Source organism: Vibrio sp. 2433-A1, assembly GCF_056726085.1.
Map to the genome: position 1 here is coordinate 154,849 of NZ_JBRESC010000008.1, position 24,910 is coordinate 179,758.

Annotated in this window: 19 protein-coding genes; 15 read left to right on the forward strand and 4 right to left on the reverse strand. The window is 45.2% G+C overall.

Annotated elements, in window-relative coordinates:
- The first annotated feature begins 128 nt into the window (after positions 1-128).
- The 5 genes from ACU01J_RS10465 to manA (ACU01J_RS10485) are packed head-to-tail and all read left to right on the forward strand — an operon-like array spanning position 129 to position 7,735.
- Positions 129-1,532, forward strand: a complete 1,404-nt coding sequence (locus ACU01J_RS10465; protein WP_481085649.1) for a PTS fructose transporter subunit IIC — start codon at positions 129-131, stop codon at positions 1,530-1,532.
- A gap of 60 nt (positions 1,533-1,592) precedes the next feature.
- Entirely contained in the window at positions 1,593-4,214 is a 2,622-nt protein-coding gene (locus ACU01J_RS10470; protein WP_481085650.1) for a glycoside hydrolase family 38 N-terminal domain-containing protein, read from the forward strand.
- 11 nt (positions 4,215-4,225) lie between these two features.
- A complete protein-coding gene (locus ACU01J_RS10475) occupies positions 4,226-5,929 on the forward strand; it encodes an alpha-amylase family glycosyl hydrolase (protein ID WP_481085651.1) in 1,704 nt (567 codons plus the stop codon).
- Positions 5,930-5,941: 12 nt separating this feature from the next.
- Positions 5,942-6,538, forward strand: a complete 597-nt coding sequence (locus ACU01J_RS10480; protein ID WP_481085652.1) for a fructose PTS transporter subunit IIA — start codon at positions 5,942-5,944, stop codon at positions 6,536-6,538.
- A 9-nt stretch (positions 6,539-6,547) separates the two neighbouring features.
- Entirely contained in the window at positions 6,548-7,735 is a 1,188-nt protein-coding gene (gene manA, locus ACU01J_RS10485; protein WP_481085653.1) for a mannose-6-phosphate isomerase, class I, read from the forward strand.
- Between the two features lie 30 nt (positions 7,736-7,765).
- Here manA (ACU01J_RS10485) and malI read toward each other — a convergent pair whose 3' ends face one another.
- Positions 7,766-8,788 carry a Mal regulon transcriptional regulator MalI gene (gene malI / locus ACU01J_RS10490; protein WP_481085654.1) on the reverse strand — a complete coding sequence of 341 codons (1,023 nt, stop codon included), beginning with the start codon at positions 8,786-8,788 and terminating at the stop codon, positions 7,766-7,768.
- Positions 8,789-9,024: 236 nt separating this feature from the next.
- On the opposite strand from malI, the gene malX reads away from it, so the two are divergent.
- The 3 genes from malX to manA (ACU01J_RS10505) all read left to right on the forward strand — a co-directional run bounded on the left by malX (position 9,025) and on the right by manA (ACU01J_RS10505) (position 13,072).
- Complete coding sequence (gene malX, locus ACU01J_RS10495; protein WP_481085655.1) at positions 9,025-10,596, forward strand: maltose/glucose-specific PTS transporter subunit IIBC; 1,572 nt, start codon at positions 9,025-9,027, stop codon at positions 10,594-10,596.
- Between the two features lie 84 nt (positions 10,597-10,680).
- Positions 10,681-11,883 (forward strand): MalY/PatB family protein, encoded by a 1,203-nt coding sequence (locus ACU01J_RS10500; protein ID WP_481085656.1) that lies wholly within the window; start codon positions 10,681-10,683, stop codon positions 11,881-11,883.
- A 1-nt stretch (position 11,884) separates the two neighbouring features.
- Positions 11,885-13,072: a mannose-6-phosphate isomerase, class I gene (gene manA / locus ACU01J_RS10505; protein ID WP_481085657.1), complete on the forward strand. Its 1,188-nt coding sequence runs from the start codon at positions 11,885-11,887 to the stop codon at positions 13,070-13,072.
- 3 nt (positions 13,073-13,075) lie between these two features.
- On the opposite strand, the gene ACU01J_RS10510 is transcribed toward manA (ACU01J_RS10505), so the two are convergent.
- Both ACU01J_RS10510 and ACU01J_RS10515 read right to left on the reverse strand, forming a co-directional pair.
- A complete protein-coding gene (locus tag ACU01J_RS10510) occupies positions 13,076-13,570 on the reverse strand; it encodes a peptidylprolyl isomerase (RefSeq protein WP_481085658.1) in 495 nt (164 codons plus the stop codon).
- Positions 13,571-13,777: 207 nt separating this feature from the next.
- Positions 13,778-14,197, reverse strand: a complete 420-nt coding sequence (locus ACU01J_RS10515; RefSeq protein ID WP_481085659.1) for a universal stress protein — start codon at positions 14,195-14,197, stop codon at positions 13,778-13,780.
- 200 nt (positions 14,198-14,397) lie between these two features.
- Between ACU01J_RS10515 and ACU01J_RS10520 the strand changes: the two genes are divergently transcribed.
- The 4 genes from ACU01J_RS10520 to ascB all read left to right on the forward strand — a co-directional run bounded on the left by ACU01J_RS10520 (position 14,398) and on the right by ascB (position 20,166).
- Positions 14,398-17,058 carry a hybrid sensor histidine kinase/response regulator gene (locus ACU01J_RS10520; RefSeq protein ID WP_481085660.1) on the forward strand — a complete coding sequence of 887 codons (2,661 nt, stop codon included), beginning with the start codon at positions 14,398-14,400 and terminating at the stop codon, positions 17,056-17,058.
- A 33-nt stretch (positions 17,059-17,091) separates the two neighbouring features.
- Complete coding sequence (locus ACU01J_RS10525; RefSeq protein ID WP_481085661.1) at positions 17,092-17,553, forward strand: hypothetical protein; 462 nt, start codon at positions 17,092-17,094, stop codon at positions 17,551-17,553.
- A gap of 3 nt (positions 17,554-17,556) precedes the next feature.
- Positions 17,557-18,660, forward strand: a complete 1,104-nt coding sequence (locus ACU01J_RS10530; RefSeq protein ID WP_481085662.1) for a sulfate ABC transporter permease — start codon at positions 17,557-17,559, stop codon at positions 18,658-18,660.
- Positions 18,661-18,774: 114 nt separating this feature from the next.
- Positions 18,775-20,166, forward strand: a complete 1,392-nt coding sequence (ascB, locus tag ACU01J_RS10535) for a 6-phospho-beta-glucosidase (protein WP_481085663.1) — start codon at positions 18,775-18,777, stop codon at positions 20,164-20,166.
- Positions 20,167-20,205: 39 nt separating this feature from the next.
- On the opposite strand, the gene ACU01J_RS10540 is transcribed toward ascB, so the two are convergent.
- On the reverse strand, positions 20,206-20,574 hold the full coding sequence (locus tag ACU01J_RS10540) for an MmcQ/YjbR family DNA-binding protein (RefSeq protein ID WP_481085664.1): 369 nt from the start codon (positions 20,572-20,574) through the stop codon (positions 20,206-20,208).
- Between the two features lie 282 nt (positions 20,575-20,856).
- On the opposite strand from ACU01J_RS10540, the gene ACU01J_RS10545 reads away from it, so the two are divergent.
- From ACU01J_RS10545 to ACU01J_RS10555, 3 genes are all read left to right on the forward strand, one after another.
- Positions 20,857-21,582: an IclR family transcriptional regulator gene (locus tag ACU01J_RS10545; RefSeq protein WP_481085665.1), complete on the forward strand. Its 726-nt coding sequence runs from the start codon at positions 20,857-20,859 to the stop codon at positions 21,580-21,582.
- Positions 21,583-21,587: 5 nt separating this feature from the next.
- On the forward strand, positions 21,588-22,421 hold the full coding sequence (locus tag ACU01J_RS10550) for an arginase family protein (protein ID WP_481085666.1): 834 nt from the start codon (positions 21,588-21,590) through the stop codon (positions 22,419-22,421).
- 475 nt (positions 22,422-22,896) lie between these two features.
- Entirely contained in the window at positions 22,897-24,774 is a 1,878-nt protein-coding gene (locus ACU01J_RS10555; protein WP_481085693.1) for a PhoX family protein, read from the forward strand.
- Positions 24,775-24,910 lie beyond the last annotated feature (136 nt).

Consider the following 24,910-nt stretch of genomic DNA (forward strand, 5'->3'; position numbering starts at 1 on the left):
ATGCGGGGAATTACCTTGATAGTTATCACAAAAGTATCGTCATACATGGCTTGTACGAGAAAACTGTACCTTGATACATCACCGCTAAATATACTTGCCGCAGTTGATAAGTATAACGGTGAAAAACCATGAGTAAGAAAAAACTCGTTGCAGTGACCGCTTGCCCTACCGGCATTGCACACACCTTTATGGCGGCTAAAAAAATCAAAGCTTGGGCTGAAAAGCAAGGCTATGAAGTGAAGGTCGAAACGCAGGGAAGTGATGGTGTTAAAAACAAACTAACTGCTTATGATATTGCAACCGCAGACGGCGTTGTTCTGGCGGTTGATGTACCTATTATGGACATGGAACGTTTTGATAACGCTAATCCACTTAAGGTTCGCACTCAAGAGCTGATTAAACGCGTTGATGATTTGCTTCCAACTGTATTTTTGCGTGGCAAAGAGAAATCAGATGGGGGTGTAGAAGTGCATGATGAAAAGCGCTCTGCTTACCAAGTCGCTATCGGTCATATCATGACGGGTATCAGCTACATGCTGCCAGTCGTGGTACTGGGTGGCCTGCTGATGGCAGTGGCGAAAATCACTGGTGAGTTCATTGATATCTCAGGTACGCCTATCCAAACCCTAGATAAACTTGGTTTCATGACCATCAAGTTTATGTATCCAATCTTTGCCGGTTACCTAGCATATTCGATTGCTGGAAAACCAGCGTTGATCCCTGCTTTTATCGGCGGCTTGATGACCGATGAGCCTTATAAGCGCTTCTTTGATTTAGAAGGCTGGGCTCCATCTGGCTTCTTTGGTGCGATTGCGATTGGCTTCCTTGTGGGTTATCTGGTTCGCTATCTTAATGATGTGATTAAGGTGAAGACTGAGCTGACCACGCTCAAGACGATGCTACTTGTCCCTGCAGTGACGGGAGTAGTGATGGTATTGACCATGGAGTATGCGATCAATCCATTCTTCGGTGCGCTAAACCTAGCCATGATTGAGCTGTTTACCCAAGCGGGTGATGCCGGGCGAGGTATCTACTCAATGGTGATTGCCGCAGGTACAGCCTTTGACTTAGGTGGTCCAATCAACAAAGCGGCAGGTTCGGTTGCGCTTGGTTTGAATGGCATGGGTGAAGGGTTTGACCTGATTGCTCGTGAGTTGGGTATCGTTATTCCACCAATCGGTGTGGGCATCGCAGCGCTGCTAGATGGCAAGTTCCGCAAACCAGTGTTCTCAAGTGAAGAGCGCACAGTCGGTAAAACTTCTCTGATGCTGGGCCTAATCGGTATCTCAGAAGGTGCGATTCCATTCATTCTGAAAAATCCGAAGATGATTCCAATCATGATTCTGGGTTCAATTATCGGTACTCAACTGGCTGTCGTTCTCAACGTATGGCAAAGCCTACCACTACCAGCCGTTTGGGGATGGTTCCTATCTTCTGATCCAATCAGCTACACCATTTCTGTTATAGCGGGTTCAATGTTTATCGCTATAGCTCTACTGCTGTGCACTAAACCAGACCACGCAAAAGCCTAAACACGTCTAACGGGGAGGTTCGCCTCCCCAAACTATCAAGAATATATCGAGAGTTTCCCCATGGCAAAAGTACATGTCATTCCTCACACTCACTGGGATCGTGAGTGGTATTTTACTCAGCAAGACAGTGACGTTCTGGCAACTTATAACTTCACCAAAGTAATTGAAACGTTGGAGAATCAACCAAGCTACAGCTGCTACCACTTAGATGGTCAATCAGCGATTGTTGAAGATTTCCTGAAAGTGCTGCCGTACATGCGTGAGCGCATAGCAAAATTGGTGAGCGATAAAAAGCTCTTTATCGGCCCTTGGTATACTCAGACCGATACCTACAATGTGGCAGGCGAGTCGATTATCCGTAACCTAAAGTACGGCATGCATATCGCAGAAGAACTCGGCCACAGCATGAAGGTTGGTTACCTACCGGATACCTTTGGTCATAACGCGCAAATGCCAACACTGTTCAAGGGAATGGGGATCGATAACATCGTATTTTGGCGTGGCATTGATTACGATCAACACGTAGAAAAGTCGCACTTCTTCTGGAAGTCGCAAGGTGGCGATTCAATCTACGCTTACAACCTAGTTCATGGTTACGGCGCGGCGAAAAACATTGTTCCTGATGCAGACCATCTAGACAAAAAAATCTTCCCGATGATTGACAAGATTAAGTCGCTGTCAGGTCTAGATGAAGTGCTGATCCCATCAGGTGGCGACCAGGTCAACATTGATCCGAATCTTCCGGAAACCTTACTAGCAGCCAGTGAGCGTTCGCCTGCTGGTGATGTCTACACCATTTCATCGATGGAAAGCTTTGTTGATTTTCTTCGCCGCAACAGCAGTGAATTTGAGACTTACCAAGGTGAGTTCAAAGCACCGCGATACACTCGTATCCATAAGACGATTGGCTCTGTTCGCTACGACATTAAAAAACTTAACTTCGAGATTGAGCAGTTCTTACTCAAGAAGCTTGAAGTCGTGATTGCGATTGCTAAAGCACAAGGCATCACTGTACACACTGAGCTGGTGGATATGGCTTGGAAGAAGATTCTTGAATGTCACGCCCATGACAGTATGGGTGGGTGTAATAGCGATGCCACCAACGCTGACATCATGCATCGTCTAAAGCAAGCCGAAGAGATCTGTCACGGCTTATACAACCTAGTGGTGAAAGAGATCGCTAGTAGCGCATGTGATGACAATGAAGTGATGATCTTTAACGGCCAAATCACACCATTTAACGGTGTTGCTAAAGTCACCGCTTTCTCTCAGCACCCGTCGATTGCTCTTTCAGATGGCAAAGTCCTGCTTGCGACCGAAATAATAGCACGCGAAACTTTAGATGGTGGCAAGGTGATTGAAGTGACCAAAGATGGCGAGAAAGAAGTTGCCGTGCCGCCTTATTACCGCTTTGAACTGAATGTAAAAGTATCCAACCTGCCTGCAATGGGCTACCAAGTGTTCCAAGTGATTGCGTCAGAGTCAGCCATGCTTACGCAGAACAGTGATGTTCAAACGATTGAAAATGCCGCGTTAACCGTCACGCTGAAAGATGGCGAACTGAGCTTAACCAACAAGGTGACTGGTCGCGTGATTGAGCAGTTGCTACGTTTTGAAGAGCAGGCTGATGATGGGGATTCTTACGACTTTTCACCTTTAGAAGGGGACGAGCCACGTTACCTCAATGAGTTAACTTGGCTATCAAGCCAAGTCGGTGAGACTAAGCAGACGATGACGCTGATAGCAACAATGCCAGTGCCTTCAGATCTAGAGTCGCGTCAAGTAGGCAATGAGCAGATCCAAGCCAGTTTTGAAATTACATTGATACTAGATGCTAACGATGAGCAGCTAAAAGTGTCTATTCACACTGTAAATCAGGCGTGCGACCACCGCGTTCGTGTACTGATTAACTCCGATGTACAAAGCCAGGAGTCTGTCGCCACCCAGCCATTTGCTGTGATGACGCGTCCAATTGCACCGAGCGTTGAAGGCTGGAAAGAGCGCTTCCGTGAGTGCCCGATTGATATTGAAACCACTGATGGTGCGGTTGCTATTGAGCAAGCAGGTAAGGCGATTGTGGTAAATGGTCGCGGCCTGAAAGAGTTCCAAGTTTTGCCAGGTGAAAAGAGTGATGTGATTGCGCTGACGCTGTTTAAGGCGACGGGTAAGCTAGGTAAAGATGATCTGTTGTGGCGTCCGGGGCGTGCTTCTGGTATCAACAACACCGTGGTTTACACGCCAGATGCTCAGTTGCAAAAATCGATGAGCTTTGCTTTCTCGATTGCGATGCCGAAAGATGCCAGTCATCAAACGCTGCGAGCCCTAGAAAGCCAATATCTCGATATGCCGTTTAGCTACCAGAAGCAATCACTCAACAGCTTTGAAAATCGTCTCGAACGATTCCAAGTTCGCTTTGATGCGCGTTCAACGGTGAAGTCATTCAGCCTATTTGAAGTGAATCAGCCACTGACGCTTTCAAGTATTGGTCACTCCTTCTATCAAGATAATGCCGTTATTGTGCGCCTGTTTAATGCCACAGAGGATGTGCAGCAACTTGATACCATGGCGTTTGTCCATTTTGCTCAGGTGGAACGTGTGAACTACCGCGAGCAGAGCATGGAACAAGAGTGGTCAGTCAAGCCGAACAACTCAATCGACCTACGCATTGGCTTTAAAATCTAATGGAGCAGAGTATGAACAACGAGAAAATTTACCAAAAAGTCGCTTTGCTCTACGGTGACGAGCAAGCGGAAAGTGTCACCCAAGCTATCTTAGCTCTGATTGGAAAGTGGCAAGGTAAAGCACCGCAGTACGCCAACTGGGTCGATGAGACGACATCTTATCTCATCACTTACGGAGACAGCGTACAAGAGCAAGGCCAGCCAACTTTAGCGACGATGAAAATCTTTGCTGATAAGTATCTGAAAGGGGCACTAAGCAATATTCATATCTTGCCAATGTTCCCATACACCTCAGACGATGGTTTTAGTGTGGTTGATTATCGTAAAGTCGATCCTAACTTAGGCGACTGGAGCGAGCTTAACGCACTAGCTGAAAACTTCGATTTGATGTACGACTGCGTGATTAATCACATCTCTAAAAGCAGTGACTGGTTTCAGCGCTTTTTAGCGGGTGATGAAGCCTATCAAGATTACTTTATTGAGTCTGACCCAAGCCTTGATTATTCGAGTGTTACGCGCCCCCGCGCATTGCCGCTCCTAACTCCGTTTACCAAGGCTTCGGGTGAGACAACTCATGTGTGGACCACCTTCTCAGAAGATCAGATCGACATTAACTTTAAGAGCCCACAAGTCCTGCTAGAAAGCATCGATATCTTGCTGATGTACGCAGCAAACGGTGGTCGTTCGATTCGCTTAGATGCAATTGGCTTTATTTGGAAAGTGTTGAACTCAACCTGTATCCACTTAGAACAGGCTCACGAGATCATTAAGTTGTGGCGCATTGTGCTCGACGAGGTGATGCCGGGTTCTCTGCTGATCACTGAAACCAATGTACCGCATAAAGAGAACATATCTTACTTTGGTCAAGGCGATGAAGCGCACATGGTGTATCAGTTCCCATTGCCACCATTAACCTTGCACGCCTTCTTAAGCCAAGATAGCCAAGTATTAACAACTTGGGCTAAAGGTCTAACGGCAGAGGCGATGGAGTCTCTCAAGGCGGGATGCAAGACAACCTACTTCAACTTCCTTGCTAGCCATGATGGGATTGGCGTGCGACCAACAGAAGGCATTTTGAGCGATGAAGACCGTCAGATGATGTGTCAGCACGTCGAACGCAAAGGTGGACGAGTTAACTACAAGAATAACGGTGACGGTACTCAATCGCCTTATGAGTTGAATATCAACTACCTGAGTGCGGTGACAGAGCCTAATGATAGTGACGAGTTAAAAGCGAGTAAGTTCCTAGCCGCACAATCTATTTTGCTCTCGTTTATCGGTGTGCCCGCGGTTTACTATCACAGCTTACTCGGCAGTGAAAACGATGTACAAGGCATGCTGGATTCGGGCATTAATCGTCGTATCAACCGTGAGAAGTTTGACTTAGCTAAGTTAGAAACTGAGCTGGCTGAAGAAGGCTCGTTACGTCACCGTGTTTACAGTGAAATGAATCGTCTTCTCCAACTGCGTAAACAGCAAAAAGCCTTCTCACCTAGCTCATCTCAGCAAGTGCTAGAACTAGGTCATGGACTGTTTGGACTTACACGCGGTGAAGGTGAAAGTGCGATTCAATTTGTGGTCAACCTATCGCATCAAGCGGCTGATGTGTCGCTAGCAACAGGTGGTTTGGATCTGATTTCACAGCGCGAGTTCGATGCGCAATTTACACTTAAACCATATCAATTTGTATGGCTGACTCAGCCGCAAGCTCAGTAGTAGGAGTTTATGATGAAACTAGCTAACTTAACGTCTGAAAATTTAATCATGCTCGATGCTACCTTTGATGGACGCTTCGCCGCAATCAATGCCTTGGTCGACAAAATTGATCAAGAGGGCAAGTTAACTGATCGTAATCAGTTCCTTGAGGCCGTGCTTAAACGTGAAGACGAAGGCCCAACAGCCCTCGGTGAATACTTAGCGGTGCCACATGGTAAGTCATCAGCAGTCAAAGAGCCGGTGTTTGCTTGTGCGTTTGTTAAAGATGAGATGCAGTGGAAAGGTCTCGATGGCGATGAGCCAGTGACCATGATCTTCCTATTGGCGATACCGCCAGCAGAAGCGGGTTCGACTCATATGGAAGTGCTCACTACACTGACTTCTTCATTAGTGGATGATGAATTCCGTGAGCAACTGCAAGCGGCAAACTCTACGCAACAAGTGATGGCGTTGTTTGGTGCAGAGCAAGATGCAGAAAAGCCAGTTGAATCTGCTCAAGATGATCCAAATTCAACCGAAGAGTTGGCGCAAGATCTTAGTCGTTTTGCTTACCCGCTGGTGATTGGGGCGGGTGTGCTGATTTCAGCATTCCTCTTCCTATTACTTTAATGGTGCGTTATGTCTGTTTTTAAACTGGATAACGTGATTCAAAACTACGCGTGGGGCAGTAAAGAGTCGATTTCTAAAATGTTTGGAATCGATAACTCGGACTGCCAACCGCAAGCAGAGATTTGGATGGGCGCACACCCCAATGGATGCTCGCGCGTCGCAGCGACGGGAGAGCTGCTTTCGGATGTGATTGCCCAAGACAGCAAAAGTATATTTGGTGATTACACTGCGATGCGTTTTGGTGAGCTGCCATATCTATTTAAGGTGCTTGCGGCAGAAACGCCATTATCGATTCAGGTTCATCCAAGTAAACACAAAGCGGAAGCAGGATTCACTCGTGAAAATGAACAGGGGATTGCACTTAACGCTGCCCATCGTAACTACAAGGATCCGAACCACAAGCCTGAGCTGGTGTATGCGTTAACCTTTTACAAAGCGATGAATGGGTTTCGACCTATTAGTCAGATCATTGACTTGTTTCAACAAGCGGGTATTGCAAGCTTAGATGCTGAGGTGAGCGCGCTTGAGGCGAAGCCAAACAGTGATGGTTTACGTGAGTTTTTCACCGCTGTTATGTCTTTGGATGAACAGAAAACAAAACGCGCATTAGAACAGCTCGATCAAACATTAATACGTGGTCCTAAAACCGCCTTAATGCGCGAAGTGTTTGAGTATGTGGCAGAGTTTAACAAGCACTATCCGAGCGATATTGGTTTACTCTCTCCGCTGTTTCTTAACACGATTGAGTTAGCGCCCGGCGAGGCGATGTTCCTTCACGCTGAAACGCCGCACGCTTATGTTAAAGGTACAGGTTTAGAGATCATGGCTAACTCGGACAATGTGTTGCGTGCAGGCTTAACGCCTAAGCATATTGATGTGAATGAGTTGATTGATAACACCTTGTTTGTCTCGACCAATCCGGAGCAAATAAAGCTGACACCGATCTGTAAAGAAGGCAAGTTGAGTTACCCCATTCCCGTGGATGACTTTGGTTTTGATATCTTGACTGCCAATGATGCTATTAAGCATCAATATCTTCGCAGTGCTGAGATTTTGTTCTGTATTGAGGGGGATGTTCAGGTCGAAGTGAACCAGCAAGCGTTGCGACTAAAACCGGGAGAGTCAGTGTTTATCAGTAATGATTCGGGTATGTACAGTTACCAAGGCAATGGCACCTTAGCACGTGCGTATAATTAGCTTACTCTCGCATTGTGAACGGATTGCAGGTTAAGCAGAATCACGTACGATTAGCTCGGGCGGCAGAATCAAACTATAAGGCTGAGGATCTTCTTGCTTCAGTTGATTAATCAGCCTTTTAGCGGCTTGTCTTCCCATCTCTCGTGCATTGGAGTTGATAAAGGTGAGCGATGGTTCGGTGAGCTCTGCTTCTTCAACGTCGTCAAAGCCAATCACTGAAACTTGTTCGCCAATAAACTGATCTTTGCCTATTGAACGTCCAGTACGATTTATTCCGTAAACTGCGCCTAAAGCGGTAGAGGAGTGGTGGCATAAAATCGCGGTGATTTGAGGATGCTCAAGTAACAATTGCTGAACAGTTTGTGCGGCGGAAGCTTGGCTTTTGTCGCATTCAACCACCCACTCAGGTTTAAAGGGTAAGCCAAATTGCATCAGTGTAGAACAGTAGCCGCCAATGCGCTCCGCTCGACAAAGAGAACTACTTTTACCGCCCACATAGGCAATTCTTCGATGCCCTTGCTTAACTAGATGTTCTGTCGCTAGCTTGGCCGCATACATATTATCAGGACCAACGTAATCAATTTGTTTATCGACGGATGCTCGGGAAATACACACTATCGGTAGCTTATGCTCTCTTAGATTATCGACATTGAACTGTTGGCTTTCACCTATTGGACAAAATGCAATCCCTCCTACACCTTGCCTGGCCATGGTAAGAACACACTTTTCAAACTTTTCTTGGCTATCACCACTTTGCGCGAGAAACAGCATATAGCCTTGTTGCTCAATCTCTTCGCTTAAACCAGCGGCAACTTCAGCGTAATAAGGGTCACTAATGTCCTTAAGAATTAAGCCTATGATTTCGCTTGAATTAGATCGTAGGTTTGCGGCTGCACGATTACGAATATACCCCAGCTCTTCAACAGCTGAAGTGACTTTTTCGATAGTGTCAGGAGATATTCTGCCTTTGTTGCTCAGTACCATCGAAACAGTAGTGACAGAGACTCCAGCGTGTTTAGCGACTTTTGTAATGGTCACTTTCTTTGACGACATAGTTTCACTTTATAGGTTATTAAAACGTTTTATCAGGAAACTTTACCCCTATTGGCATGATTTTAAAAGCCCTGCATTAAGTGCGGTAAAACTTGTTTAACTTGATCACAGATATTTTGATAAAACGTTTTATCAATTTTTTATCGGCGTATATTGAGCACATAAATAAAGAAATTCATGCACTCAAATCATGATGTGTATGAGCCCTACAAGTTCTCAAGTTCCGGAGACGTGTTATGTCCAATACTAATAAATCAACTATGTGGGAGTTCTTGCAAAGCCTCGGCAAGACGTTCATGTTGCCCGTTGCGCTACTGGCGTTCTCAGGTATTTTACTTGGTGTCGGCAGCTCATTATCGAGCTCAGCAATCAAAGAAGCGATCCCTCTTTTAGACAATATTTTGCTTCAATATCTATTCATGTGGATGACCAAGATTGGTCTGGTTGCCTTTATCTATCTTCCCGTGATGTTTGCTATCGCGATTCCTCTTGGTCTGGCTCGTGAAGAAAAAGGCGTTGCTGGCTTTGCGGGTTTCGTCGGATACGCCGCGTTCAACCTAGCCATCAACTTTTTCTTAACCGTTGCCGGTGTACTAGGTGATGAAGCGCTGCGTTTAGAGTACGGTGTGAAAAACATTATTGGCATTGAATCGATCGACACAGGGATCCTAGGCGCTGTGATGGTGGGTATCATCGTGGCCAAGCTTCACCTGCGTTACTACACATTTAAAATGCCAGATGCATTGGCTTTCTTTGGTGGTGCGCGTTTCGTGCCAATCATTTCTGCAATCGTATTGGGTGTGGTTGGTGTCTTTATTCCGTTTGTATGGCCTTACTTCGCGGCTGGCATCAACGGTATTGGTTACGCGATCGAAGGAGCGGGTGCTTTTGGCCCAATGCTATTCGGTACTGGTGAGCGACTACTGCTGCCTGTCGGTCTTCATCATATCTTAGTCGCTCTGATTCGCTTCACCGAAGCGGGTGGTACGATGGACGTGTGTGGTCAAACGGTCTCTGGCGCGTTGAACATTTTCTACTCAGAGCTTTCTTGTCCAGAGACTACAGCGTTCACCCCAGAAGTGACGGCTTTCTTATCACAGGGCAAAATGCCAACCTTCCTTGGTGGCCTACCGGGTGCAGCACTAGCAATGTATCATTGTGCTCGACCTGAAAATCGTTCGAAAATCAAAGCGTTACTTATCTCAGGTGTGGTCGCTTGTGTAGTGGGTGGTATTACTGAGCCTCTAGAATTCTTGTTCTTGTTTGTTGCACCAGTGCTTTACTTCATCCATGCCATCTTAACCGGTGTTGGTTTCATGGTAATGGGTATGCTGGGTGTGACGATTGGTAATACCGACGGTAATATTATCGACTTCTTAGTCTTCGGTGTTCTGCAAGGCACTGCAACTAAGTGGTACTTAGTTCCTCTTGTGGCAGGTATTTGGTTCGCGGTTTACTACTCTGTATTCAAGTTCGCTATCACTAAGTTCAATTTGAAAACACCAGGCCGCGAAGTTGATACGGCAGAAGTGGATAAAGAGCTCGAAGCGACATTTATTAATGAATCAGGCAAAGGTGCAGCAGTGCTAGCAGCGCTTGGTGGTAAAGAGAACATTACCGCACTAGATAACTGTATTACTCGCCTACGTATGTCAGTGAATGATATGAGCTTAGTCGATGACGCCAAACTAAAAGCACACGGCGCTTTAGGTGTGGTGAAGTTGGATGAGCATAACCTGCAAGTGGTGATCGGTACTCAGGTGCACCTCGTTAAAAATGAGATGCAGTCCATCATGTCAGCAAGTTAATCATTACTTCGATATTTTGCTCCTCCCTCGGCACACTAATAAACTCCCCCAGTGCCGAGGGAATTCTCTCCTTGGATAATTGTTATGACTCAGAACTTTGACTTTGATACTCCTATTGATCGCACTGGTACTTACTGTACCCAATGGGATTATGTTCAAGATAGATTTGGCAAGCCGGGATTGTTGCCATTCACCATTTCAGATATGGATTTCGCGGCCCCTGAATCAGTAATTAAGGCACTGCAACATAGACTAGAGCACCCAGTGTTAGGCTACAGTCGTTGGAATCATGATGACTTTAAGCGTGCAATCAGTCATTGGTATCAAACTCGCTTTGATTGCGAAATCGATAAAGAGTGTTTGGTTTACGGACCTTCAGTTATCTATATCGTCTCAAAACTGATTGAGCAATGGTCAACACCGGGGCAAGGGGTGATCTTTCACACTCCTGCTTATGATGCCTTCGACAAAATGATTGAGGGGCAGGGAAGAAAGTGTATTCGTTCACCTTTAATTAAAGCGAAGCATCGATTTGAAATCAATTGGCGAGACTTAGAGCATAAGCTGGCAGATAGCAACAATACGCTGTTATTGCTCTGCAGCCCTCATAACCCAACGGGGAGAGTCTGGAGCAGAGATGAGCTAGAGAGGCTAGCGCGCTTATGTGAAAAGCATGGGGTTAAGGTGATCTCTGATGAGATCCATATGGACGTTAGCTTCAAGCCACATACGCCGTATACCGGCTTTGGCAACGCTTCAGATTGGGCATTGGTTACTTCGGCGTCGAAGTCATTCAACATACCTGCTCTAAATGGGGCTTATGCGTTGATCCCTTGTCAAAATACCAGAGCGAAGTACCTACATAAGCTAAAAGAAGTTGATGGGCTTTCTTCCCCTTCTATCTTGGGCGTTTTGGCGATGATGGCTGCTTACAACGAGGGGGAGCCATGGCTCAATGCACTCAATCAATATGTACGCGCCAATCATGAATATGTCAAAGCGGTGCTAGAACAAGCCTTTCCCGAGCTTTGTTATACAGTGCCAGATTCAACATACCTAGCTTGGTTAGATCTTTCCCCTTTGAACCTCGATATGTCGCAGCTTAATCAGGCGTTAATCGAACACTTCGATGTCGCGATTATGTCGGGGGAAGTTTATGGCGAGACAGGGAAAGGGTATCTTCGCCTCAATCTTGGCTGTCCACGATCCAAAATCGAGCAAGGATTGACAGCTCTCATCAAAGCGATTGGTTTGCAACGCCCAGTCATCAATCTGGGAGGGGAGTGACATGTCTTTATTCAAACTCAATAACGTTATCCAAAATTACGCTTGGGGCAGCAAAGAGTCGATTTCAAAGTTGTTTGGTATCGATAACTCCGAGCATCAACCTCAGGCTGAGCTCTGGATGGGGGCACACCCGAATGGCTGCTCACGAGTCGCGTCAACAGGTGAGTTGTTGTCGGATGTGATTGCTCAGGACAGTAAAAACATGTTTGGTGACTATACGGCAAGACGTTTTGGCGAGCTGCCGTATTTATTCAAAGTACTCGCGGCAGAGACGCCACTCTCAATTCAGGTTCATCCTAGTAAACACAAAGCCGAGGCTGGTTTTGCTCGCGAAAATGAGCAAGGTATTGCGCTTGATTCTGCATGCCGCAACTACAAAGATCCGAACCATAAACCTGAGCTTGTCTATGCATTGACGTTTTATAAGGCAATGAATGGCTTTCGCCCTATTAATCAGATTGTTAGCCTATTTCAGCAAGCGGGTATCGAGAGTTTGTCGGCGGAGGTTAGTGCACTTGAAAGCAAACCAAACAGTGATGGCTTACGTGAGTTTTTCACTGTCATTATGTCTTTGGATGAACAGAGAAAAACCAGCGCATTAGAACAGCTCGATCAAGCGTTGGTTCGTGGTCCTAAAACCGCCTTAATGCGTGAAGTGTTTGAATATGTGGCGGAGTTTAACAAGCACTATCCCAATGATATTGGGCTACTGTCGCCTTTGCTTTTGAATACGGTAGAACTAGCACCGGGAGAAGCAATGTTTCTTCATGCCGAGACGCCCCATGCTTATGTGCAAGGCACAGGGCTTGAGATTATGGCCAACTCAGACAATGTACTGCGTGCAGGACTGACGCCTAAGCATATTGATGTGGATGAGTTAATTGATAACACGCGCTTTCAATCGACTAATCCAGACAAGATCAAACTGTTGCCAATCGAGAAAGAGGGCAAGCTCAGTTACCCGATTCCCGTAGACGATTTTGGCTTTGACATTGTGACGGTGAGCGATGTCGCTAAACAGCAGTACTTGCGCAGCGCTGAGATACTGTTTTGCGTTGAGGGCGAGGTAACAATCGAAGTCGAGCAGCAAAAGTTACTGCTGCGACCTGGAGAGTCAGTATTTATTAGTAATGACTCAGGAGTCTACCAATACCAAGGCAATGGCATTTTAGCCCGTGCTTATAATTAGCTATTATTCAGTGATAGTCACTTTATTGATTTTTATGGTATCAAGCGGTACGTCATCATGGCCTTTTTTGGTGCCCGTCATTGCTTTACCGATGTTGTTGACCACTTCCATTCCTGCTGTCACTTGGCCAAATACGGCGTAGCCCCAGCCATTATTGGTTTTAGCGGTATGATCGAGAAAGTTATTGTCGTCTAAGTTGATAAAGAACTGCGCAGTTGCTGAATGAGGTGCATCAGTGCGAGCAAATGCAATAGTTCCGGTTTTGTTCTTCAGTCCACGATTCGCTTCATTGGCGATAGGCGCATGGGTCTCTTTCTCGGTCATATCTTCTGTATGGCCGCCACCTTGAATCATGAAACCATCAATGACGCGGTGAAAAATCGTCCCTTCATAGAAGCCTTCTTGGCAGTAGCGAAGAAAGTTTTTTGAACTGACAGGTGCTTTTTCCATGTTCAGTTCAATTTCAATGTCGCCATAGGTGGTGGATAAGATAATCATGGTTTTCTCTCGGGTGTATGTTAATCGGGTGATTGTAGCAGGTTTAAATGGGATTTAATCTGAGATTGGCTTTAGCTCAACGTTAATCGGGGTTTGTGGTGAGGACACGGATAAGAACAAAATTCACATAATAAAGCGGGCGAATCGATAGTATGGATAGCAAAGTCTAGCGGGAAGGGGCCGCTAGACGAGGTGAGACCGCTTACCCTACATAGGCACGACTAAAATGTCGACAGGCGACTTGTCTACGAGGTGTTTTGAGTACGATGCGATTTTGCTCCAAAAGTCGTGGTGGTGGCCGCAGATAAGCAGGTCAATATGATTTTTTTCTATCGTTTCTTGCAGTTTCTCTGCTAAATCTCCGGTACCAACTAGGATGTGCTTGATCGGTCGTTCACTATAGGCTGCAAACTCTCGGATCTCTTTGATGGTTTTTTCACCGAGGGGGTGCTCATCACTGTCGAGTTGAATATCAATCAGTTCTGGGTAAATTTCACCGTGGGTGCCGTCGATGTGCACAAAAGAGACGTAAGCGTTGGTAAGTTCGGCTAGATAGGATGCCCTGTCTATGAGCATCTTACTTTCATCAGTGCGTTCAAGTGCAACTAGTATGTGCGTATATCTCATGATCGAGTCCTCATTGTCAGTACCTGTTATAACCTTAATCATTGCAAGGGCAAAAGGGTGTTAACTGGGTCGCGAATCCTTATAAGTTTTTTACTTATTTATTTAATTTATGCCTTGTTCAAAGTGTAGACAGTTTTGAGCGTATGAAGTGTTTAATGGTGTGCTACGCTTTTCATATAATAAAAACATGGATGTTACATATGGCTAGGACTTCATTTGCGCGCAATGTTTCTGTTAGGCACAAACTCTTTATACTGGTTGCAATGCCGGTCTTGCTGTTGTTGGTGTTTGTCGGCTGGCAAGTCCACCTTCTATCTGGACAGATGGCAAGTCTTGAAAAATCGAAAAAATATGTGGATTTTTTGGCCAAAAGTAGTCAGTTGTATCAAGCTGATGAAGGTTCTTATCTCGTTATCCCGACCTCAGAGTCTTTGCAAACCCTATCCCCTTTTGTTTTTGGTGTTGAACAGGAAATATCGGTAAATAATCTCATTTTTGAGTTGCAAGATGCTCGCTCACAACTACTAAGAAATAGTGATGTATATGACGAGCTAGACAATGAAGAGTGGCGTGCAGATGTTTATAAGCAACTGCTCATCAAGCTTGAGCGAGTAAGTTTTTCCGGAGTGAAACCAGAAGTTGCCCTGCATTTGTCTGCCTTATTACAACTAGAATGGTTAATGTTTTGGTCATCAGAAGAGACTCGCATCACTAAGGGGCTGATTGATATATGGAATCAGCACGAGGAGTTTGATAGTGAGGTTCATGAACAAACTCTTGCTTTGGTACAAAATCAGCAACTCTATTTAGAGCGTTTTGTGACCCTAAATGCTGACGAGGCACAAGTCGGCATGATGTTGGAAGTATTCAGCGACAAGGCGTTTAGCCAGAGCCAAGAATTTCGTCAACGTTTTGCCAATAAAACCTCTATCAGCACCCTTTCAGCTCAGGAGCTTAGCCAAGGATTGGCAGCACTGTCTGCTAGGTTGAATTTATTGGAAAAAGTTGGTTCGACAATCGAACTGCAACTAAGCTCTGCGGTGGATAATGCGATCAGCCAGGCTGAAAAACAGCGACTTATTTCACTCGGTTTAGTCTCTTTACTGACAATTTTAGTTATGGTCTTTGCGATTAAACTTGCTCAGCGCCTCACCAGTAACTTAAAGGCGGTGTTAGAGTTTTTAAGTCACGATGACGCCACTTCGCTACCAAGTTTAAGCAAATCTGTTCAAGGTAGTGACGAGTTAAACCAGTTTGCTGTTGAAGTTGAACGACTCACGATTGAAAGGCAACAAGCTCAAGAGCGTTTAACGTTAGCCAAAGAGGATGCTGAGAAAGCCAAAGATGCGGCGATTTTGGCCTGCAAAGCAAAAAGTAGCTTCTTAGCTAATATGTCTCATGAGATTCGAACCCCCCTGAATGGTGTTATTGGTATAACTGAGGTGCTTGCTGATACCGACCTTAACCCAAGCCAAAAAGACTACGTTGATACGATTGAAACCTCTGCGCAGCTGCTGCTTGGTTTGATCAATGATGTGCTTGATTTCTCGAAAATTGAATCAGGGATGTTGTTGGTGAGCCCGCACTCTACTTGTGTGCGTGAATCCATTTATGACATTGCTTCTATTGTTGCCCCTCAGGCTAAAGAGAAGGGTATCGATCTTCATGTGTCGATCAGCACTGAAACCCCTTATCGGGTGATGGTGGATGACCACCGCTTAAGACAGGTGTTAATGAACTTTATGTCCAATGCGGTGAAGTTTACCAATAGCGGTGTGGTGTCGCTGCAGCTATCAAGTAAGCATGTGGGTGAAAATATCACTGAGATGACCTTTGCAGTGCAAGACACCGGTGTCGGTATCGATGAGCAGCAACAGCAGAAGATTTTCGAACCTTTTTCACAAGAAGATGACTCTACCACCAGACGGTTCGGTGGGACAGGACTTGGCCTTGCGATCAGTACCCAATTGGTCGAGCTAATGGGCAGTAAGATTGAGTTGACGTCGACAAAAGGAGAAGGCAGCCGATTCTATTTCACTCTGACGTTGCCAATTGATGTTTATCACTACCCAACCAAAGAAGACGATAAGGTTGACGTTCCTATTTCTGTGGTCTGTAAAGATGACGGTCTAGCCGAGTTACTCGAAAATGAGCTGCGCTTCTATGGTTTAACTGTCGGGGAAAGGTTCTCTAACCTTAACGGTCTTGAGCGTCACTTTGCTCAACAAGATAAGCCAATTTTGCTGGTCGCTGAGTGTGAAAAGAACGCTATATTTGTCAGCGAGACTCAACTTCAGCAAGCTAAGAAGCAAGGCTTCCAAGTCTGTTTAGTTCGCCACTTCCTTGCTAAACGCCACAATTTTGGGGACTCAATTCGCTCATTAGTTACTAGACCACTATTAGGCCAGAGGCTGCTTAGAGGCGTGAAAGCCTGTGATGTAATACCTAAACGTAGCTTCAAGTTTTCCGATTCCCTCAAGAGCTTACATAACTGCAAAATTTTGATTGTGGAAGACAATCGAGTGAACCAAAAAGTGGCTTCCTTGCTATTGGCTAATGCGGGTTATCAATTTGATATTGCCGATAATGGCCAGATTGCACTCGACAAATTCCAAAGTGACGAACATTACGATTTGATTTTGATGGATTGCATGATGCCGGTGATGGATGGTTTTACCGCAACTCGAGAAATCCGCCAGATAGAGACTCAATTTGGCTTAACTAAAACACCAATTATCGCTTTGACGGCGAGTGTACTTGACGATGATATACAGCGTTGCTTCGAATCAGGGATGGATGCCTATGTAGCAAAACCAGTGAAGAAGGAAAAACTACTCCACGAAATTGCCAATGTAACGTGATGCCAGATCAGTCAGTGAAGAGGTGTTTCTAGCATGTACTTCAGCCAAATCATTGTGGGTGTATTGATTGTTGGGTTTAGCCTATTTTCAATCCCCATCAATGCGAATCAAGATCCCGACAATCTACCTATAGCGATTTTTTCGATAGACCCTGTTTTTTCAGAGCTGTCACAGTCGAAAGCGCGCAAATTATACCGAGGCAAAACCAAGCTTTTGGATGGAAAGCGCATTGAACTCGCGGATTGGCCTGAAAATAGTGCAGAGCGATCCGTCTTCTATCAAGCGTTACTTGGCAAGAATGCCGCGCAAATGAATGCCCATTGGGCGAGCTTATCGTTTTCTGGCAAAGCAAGGCCTCCAAAAGAGATAGCGAATTCCGATATTGAAGAACTTCTGGCTTGGATGTCTGAAAAACCACATCGAATTGGCTACGCGCCACTTAACCAACTACCGGAGAATGCCACTGTTTTGCATGTGGTCAATAGGGAGAAATAACGCATGAATAAGATGAAAGTTCTGGCCGTGCTTAGCGTGTTCTCTTGGCCTGCTTTAGGAGCGATCGAAGTGACGGACAATGTCTCGGTCAGTGGCTTTGGATCGACATCATGGACCAAGTCAGACAATCAAGATCCACTAATGGTGCATCGCAATGTTACCGATGAGAGTTGTTATGATTGTGACACCATCTTTGGTCTGCAACTCGATTACTTCCACAATGCTTTTAAAGCATCCGTTCAGGTAGTGAAACGTCCTCAAGATCATTGGAATGAACCAGAACTAGAATGGGCTTATTTGGGCTATGGATGGCAGACGTTTGAATTCAAAGCTGGCCGCTTACGATTGCCACTATTTTTAGCCTCAGAATACTACTATGTCGGGCAAGCGTACACCTCGGCTCGCCCTGTATCTGATGTGTATGACAGCGTGTTAGGTATCACCGCGTACAACGGATTTAGTGTTAGTTGGAATTACGAAATATCAGATGCATCGACCGCTTTGGTTACCCCATTTGTTGGTTTTAAAGACACCAATAAAATTGACTACAACCAGCAGAGCGAGTTTGAATTTGAATCGAAATGGTTGTGGGGGCTTGACCTGAATCTGTTTGGTGATAGATACCGTTGGCATTTTGCCTATGTTAGTGCTGACTACGACCAAACCCTGACGATGTATGATGTGGTGCAAAGCTTGCCTTCGGGAGGTTCAATAACGATACCGAAAATTGTTACTGAAACGAAAGATCAAAATATAGAGTTATGGTCTTTGGGACTGGAGTATGAGTTTGGTCAATCTACGTTGCGAGCTGAAGGGCAGATTAACGATTTATCTTCCTCATTGTATGCGACAGGTGAGCATCATTTTGGTCGCATAACACCTTACATCACGTATGGTATCGAGTTTAACCACAATGAGCATAAGGAAGGCGATAGCTATCTTATTGGCGCACGATATGACTTGCTGGATAACTTGTCATTGAATGCTGAGTGGCAATACTTTGAAGTGTCGAAAAGCAATGGTCCCTTTGTGACAGCCCCAATAGGGACGACACCTGACGATAATGATGCGCACTTATACACTTTGATGATTAACTTCGTCTTCTAGAGCGCTTTAGCCTATTAAAACGAGGAACAATATGCTGGGAGTTTGGCCCTCATTTGTTCCTCGTTTCAGATCTACAATCAGCAATAGATATCGAAGCTGATTTAGGGATCGACAATGAAAACATTTCCAAATAACTTTCTGTGGGGCGGCGCTATCGCAGCAAACCAAGTAGAGGGTTCATTTCTTCTAGATGGCAAAGGGCTATCGACTTCAGATATGTTACCCCATGGGATTTTAAGTCCACACCAAACCCGTGAAGAGCGCACCGACGGCATTAAAGATCTCGCCATCGATTTCTACAATCGTTATCCAGAAGACATTGAACTGTTTAACGAAATGGGCTTTAACTGTTTACGTCTTTCCATTGCTTGGACTCGAATCTTTCCTAATGGTGATGAGCTTGAGCCGAATGAAGCAGGTCTCGCGTATTACGATAAGATCTTCGATGAGCTTGCTAAACACGATATGCAGCCATTTGTGACGCTTTCTCACTATGAGATGCCTTATGCATTAGTGGAGAACTATGGCGGTTGGGCAAGCCGTGAATTAATTACCTTTTTTGAGCGTTACGCGCGAACGGTTTTTGAGCGTTACAAACACAAAGTTAAACTGTGGCTAACCTTCAACGAGATCAACATGTCTTTGCATGCCCCGTTTACTGGTGTGGGTTTGCAAGAGGAAGCGAGCGAACAAGCAATCTATCAAGCCATTCATCATCAATTGGTCGCCAATGCTAAAGCGGTGAAGCTATGTCACGACATCATTCCCGATGCCAAGATTGGTAACATGTTGCTAGGGGCGATGAACTACCCATACACATGTGACCCTGATGATGTCATCGCAGCTATGCACGAAAACAATAAGTGGCTGTTCTTCGGTGATGTACAGACGCGTGGCAAGTATCCAGGCTATATGTTGCGTTATTTCCGTGAAAATGGCATTGAGATCGAGATGCAACCCGGTGACGTTGAAGAGCTAGCCAGCGCAAGTGTCGACTTCATTTCGTTCAGCTACTACGCTAGCGGTTGTGCAAGCGCGGATCCAAAGCAGAAAGAGGTCGGGAACATTGTAGATAGTGTGCCGAATCCTTACCTTGAAAAGAGCCAATGGGGTTGGTTAATTGATCCGAAAGGGTTGCGCATTTTGCTCAACTTCCTGTACGACCGTTATCAGAAGCCTTTATTTATCGTGGAGAATGGTTTAGGCGCTCGTGATGAAGTTAACGAGAATGGTGAGATTATTGATGATTACCGAATTGCTTATCTCAATGACCACCTTGTACAAGCGCGAGAGGCAGTCTTAGATGGAGTTGAACTGATGGGATTCACCAGTTGGGGGCCAATTGACTTAGTGGCCAACTCAACCGCAGAAATGAGCAAGCGTTACGGTTACATCTACGTTGATCGCCATGATGATGGGACAGGCTCGCTTGAGCGTAAACGTAAAAAAAGCTTCTACTGGTACCAAGATGTTATTGAATCCAATGGCGCGAGCTTAGAAGTCTAACGCAATCACAAAGGAGCCTAAATAGGCTCCTTTGTTGTATTAGTCGGCTTCTGTTAGCCCTAATTCTGCACGCTTTCGTTTGCTTAGACCTAAAGCGACAATTCGATGTGACTCGGTTAGGTAGTATTTTAGTTCATCAGCTAACTCACCGTCCGTTCCGATTTGCTGAATCCACTTCATACCTCGCGTAGCAAAATAAGGCGCGGGACGATAACCGTCATTATCGTTGAGAAAGTCGTAATTGCGATCAGATGTCTTAAAGGTATAGGCCTCTTTACCACCTTCTTGGGTTGTACCTATCGCAAAAACCTTACCTCCTACCTTCCAAACATGAGAGTTACCCCATTGCATGACATAGGTCGTGGCAGCAAGAGAGTCGCAGAACTGATTGAATTGATCATGGGTCATACATTACGCCTTTCAGAGAAGCGGGAGAAAGAAATTGTCGCAATGAACCTAGCGCTATTCAATAGCCAAAGATGAGACTTTTGAGGTTGGTTTTTTTGGACGCTTATTGAACAGTTTGGGGGGTAATCTAGTGCTATGAAATAGAGGTTGTTGAGAGCTTAATTTAATTGAAATTCTCAACATATAAGAATTGAAAATTAAAAATGTTTATAAATTCCTATTCTATAAGAATACAATTTGATTGTTACTTTGATATGGCGATACAACATTAGTGTGAACTCTATGAAGCAAAATAGCGGGCAAGTAAATGAGAAAGTACTGCAACTTTTGATGCAAGTGGCCGTCAATGATGAACCTGTTACGGCCAAGCAGTTAAGTGAGCAGCTAGGTACGCCAATCAGTAGCCTTTATCGACATTTGAAGTTACTGAGAGAGTGGAACTTGATTGAGGAAAGTCCAAATGACAAAACCTTGATCATAGGTCCGGCAGCTTTGCTGTTAATGCGCAGCTATGAGACGAGCCAGCATGATCTCGATATGGTCGATTCAGTGCTTAACCGCTTGCAAAAGCAAACGGGAGAAATGGCAGCCTATATGGTGCCTGTCGGTTATCGAGCCTTGTGTGTGAGCCGCAAAGAAAGTATGCAAGCACTTCGTTGTAGCTATGTGCAGGGCCAAAGTCAGCCACTGCTCAGAGGTGCGTCATCAAAAGTGATGTTGGCGTATTTGCCTGCCGCACGATGCGAAAAAATTCTTCGCTATTTCGGTGAAGAGTCTCGAATCGAGCAATGGCATAAAGAGCTAGAGCAAATTCGTAATCAAGGGTACGCCATCAGTACGTCAGAGATTGATTCCGGCGTTTCAGGTATCAGTGCTCCTGTGATGAAAGGCTCTAAATTGGTTGGTGCTATTTCAGTTATGGCTCCTGCGCACCGAGTTCAAATGAATCAGCAGAAAATCATTCTGCACGTTCTTCAAGCAGCGAGGGCATTGCCCCCAGAAAGGTAACGGATATGTTCGGGCTATTTCGACGCAATAAAGTGCAAAGTCTCACTGGTGTATTGTCACACCGCCTTGTTTTACTCAGTGTCAGTGAGCAACTGAAACCGATGAGACAAGTTGATTTCGAAATGGCCGATCAAAGCTTAGAAGAAATGTATGAATGGATTTTTGATTTAGATGGCTACCGTTGGGTCAATGGTGGCCATTATGATCTTTCCAATAGTCCTACAGGCCAATATCAACTTCATCTAAGTCGTTTTCTTGGCTCAGAAGCCTTACCTGTGGTGCTGACCAACAACAGCGAAACTTTGCTGCATAGCCTTCCATTACTGAACTCTCAACACAAAGAGCTCGGTATCATACATATTGGACGTCAGTTTGAGTTAAAGGCCTCACTGGAACCTGTTCAAGGCAGCGCGTTTCATTTTGCGTTGTCACGCTACAATGAAAGCCGTCTATTTTGCTTAGGGATAGACCAAGCTCAGCAAGATGAACGTACTTTCGAATATGCCGAAGATTTAGGTTGTGACTGGATGACGCTATCAGAGTGCAGTTTTAGCCAGCGTTTTCAGGTTAAGCACCAGCTCGCCAATTACCTGTCTCATTGCGATGAAGTCGTATTAAATATTGATTTGCCGAGCTTATACCCAGTTTCTCGCCTAGAGAGAGGTAGCGCGCTTGATGTACAAGTGGTAAGTCGGATGATTCGTCAGCTATTGATCTCAGGTAAGGTGCGTCAAGTGCAACTAGTTGGTTACAAAGACAAACACCTTTACTCGAAGCAGACTCAGGCGGTTTTGCATGAGCTAACACAAATGTTCCCATCAAATAACTGCGCTGCTTAAAAATCAGGTCCCCAAAAACACAAAAGCTGGCGATTAAGCCAGCTTAGTACGGTTGTATTGCACATAATTAATTTTTGCTTGCGTCTTTGTTCGACTCTTTCCAGTACTGAATGCGTACGCGATGCAATTGTGCTTTTCTCATTTTCTTCATGATAATCCCTCACGTTTATAGAAAATTACTCTTTCTTGAGCTTATGTGAATTAAGTTCCTCATGAACAGGGAATAATGTAGCCATCAATTTCGCAAAGATCTAGGTTTTTGATCACGTTTTTTTGCCTGTACGTCGTTCTATATGCATAAAAAGTGAACTATAGCGCAGTTTAATAAGCCTGACATGTAAGTGGATTATTTCTGTCGTAGATAATTAATTCATTTGAAACAGTAAGTTAACGTATTTGTCATTTTTCGACTCTACGATTTGCAAGCATTTTTATAAAAATACTCAGCAAGGAGTCAGCAATGTGCCCAGTTTCAATCAGTAAGCGTGATGAGCAAGATTCTGAATTCAGTCAAATGATTGATGCTCGATTATCTCGTCGTCGATTTTTGGCAGGTACAGCGGCGGTAAGTGCAGGTGCATTCTTATCGTTAAACCCCATTACTAAAGCTTTTGCTGCACCAAGCGAAAGTTCACTACTCAATTTTGAAGCAGTACCAGCATCAACGGCAGACGCATTTATTGTCCCGAAGGGCTACAAGGCGACACCACTACTTTCTTGGGGTGATCCAATCTTCCCAAATGCGCCAGCATTTGATCCAAGTGGAAAACAAGACTCTAAAGCTCAACTTCGTCAGTTTGGTGATAACACCGATGGTATGAGTTTGTTCCCAATCAGTGAAGATCGTGCGGTTATCGCAGTGAACAACGAGTACACCAACTACGAGCTACTGTTTGACCATGGCGGCAAAGCGATGACGGCTGATGACGTGGTCAAAGCACAAGCTGCTCATGGTGTCACGGTATTTGAAATTGTTCGCTCTGGTGAGCAATGGAAACTGGATATTAACGGTAAACTAAACCGCCGCATCACCGCTAACACGCAAATGCAGTTAACGGGTCCAGCGGCGGGTCATGACTTGATGAAAACCAAACTTGATCCATCAGGTATGAAGCCACTCGGGACATTTAACAACTGTGCCAATGGTCAAACGCCTTGGGGCACTTACCTAACCTGTGAAGAAAACTTCAACGGTTACTTTGGTACCAGTGGTAGTGCTGACGTTTCTGACGATCACAAGCGTTATGGCGTGAAAGCAGCCAAGAGTAAATATCAATGGCATGACACCGACGAACGTTTCGATGTCGCTAAACACCCAAATGAACCGCATCGTTTTGGTTGGGTTGTTGAGATTGATCCAAATGACCCAACATCTACGCCACTTAAGCGCACTGCGCTTGGCCGCTTCAAGCATGAAAATGCAGCATTGCTGGTTAATGGCGATGGTCATGTGGTGGTTTATCTTGGTGATGATGAGCGCGGTGAACACCTTTACAAGTTTGTGTCGAAGAACAAATACCAGCCGGGTAATGACAAAGCGAATCGTGATCTGCTAGAAGAAGGCACGCTGTATGTCGCTAAGTTCGAGTTTGATGGCCAAGAGTTAAAAGGCAAAGGCCAATGGTTAGAGTTGACTCATGGTAAGAATGGCTTAACCAAAGAAAATGGCTTCAATGACCAAGCGGAAGTGATGATTTTCGCGCGTCGTGCTGCAACACAAGTGGGCGCGACAACGATGGATCGCCCAGAATGGGTTGCAGTTCATCCAAACAACAAACATGTGTTCTGCACACTAACCAACAACAAGAACCGTGGCGTGAAAGAGGGCCAACCAGTTGGTGGACCAAACCCACGTAAAGAAAACCACTATGGTCAGATTGTTCGTTGGGTACCACAGAATGATGACCATAGCAGCGATGAGTTTAACTGGGACCTTTACCTAATTGCGGGTAACCCTGAAGTGCATAAAGGCAATTTGTACGCGGGCAGTGAGAACATTACTGCGGACAACATGTTTAATAGCCCTGACGGTATTGGTTTTGATAAGGCAGGTCGTTTGTGGATTCAAACTGACGGTAACTACTCGAACAAAGGGGATTTTGCAGGGCAGGGTAATAACCAAATGCTGTGTGGCGACCCGATGACGGGTGAAGTTCGCCGTTTCCTAACAGGCCCAGTTGCTTGTGAGATTACCGGTTTAACCTTCTCAGCAGACAACAAGACCATGTTTGTTGGTGTGCAGCACCCGGGTGAAAAAGGCGCGCCGTCGCACTTCCCTGCAGGCGGTGATAGTAAGCCACGTTCAACCATTATGGCGATTACTCGTGAAGATGGCGGCGTGATTGGTGCATAATTTATAGTTGGTGCATAAAACAATAAAGAGATAAAGGCTGAGTCCTGAACAGAGATGTTCGGGGCTTTTTATTTTAGATGGGTTTTCTCTGACTTTGTTTACATTGCTCGTACATAGTGGCATCGGGTTATTGATA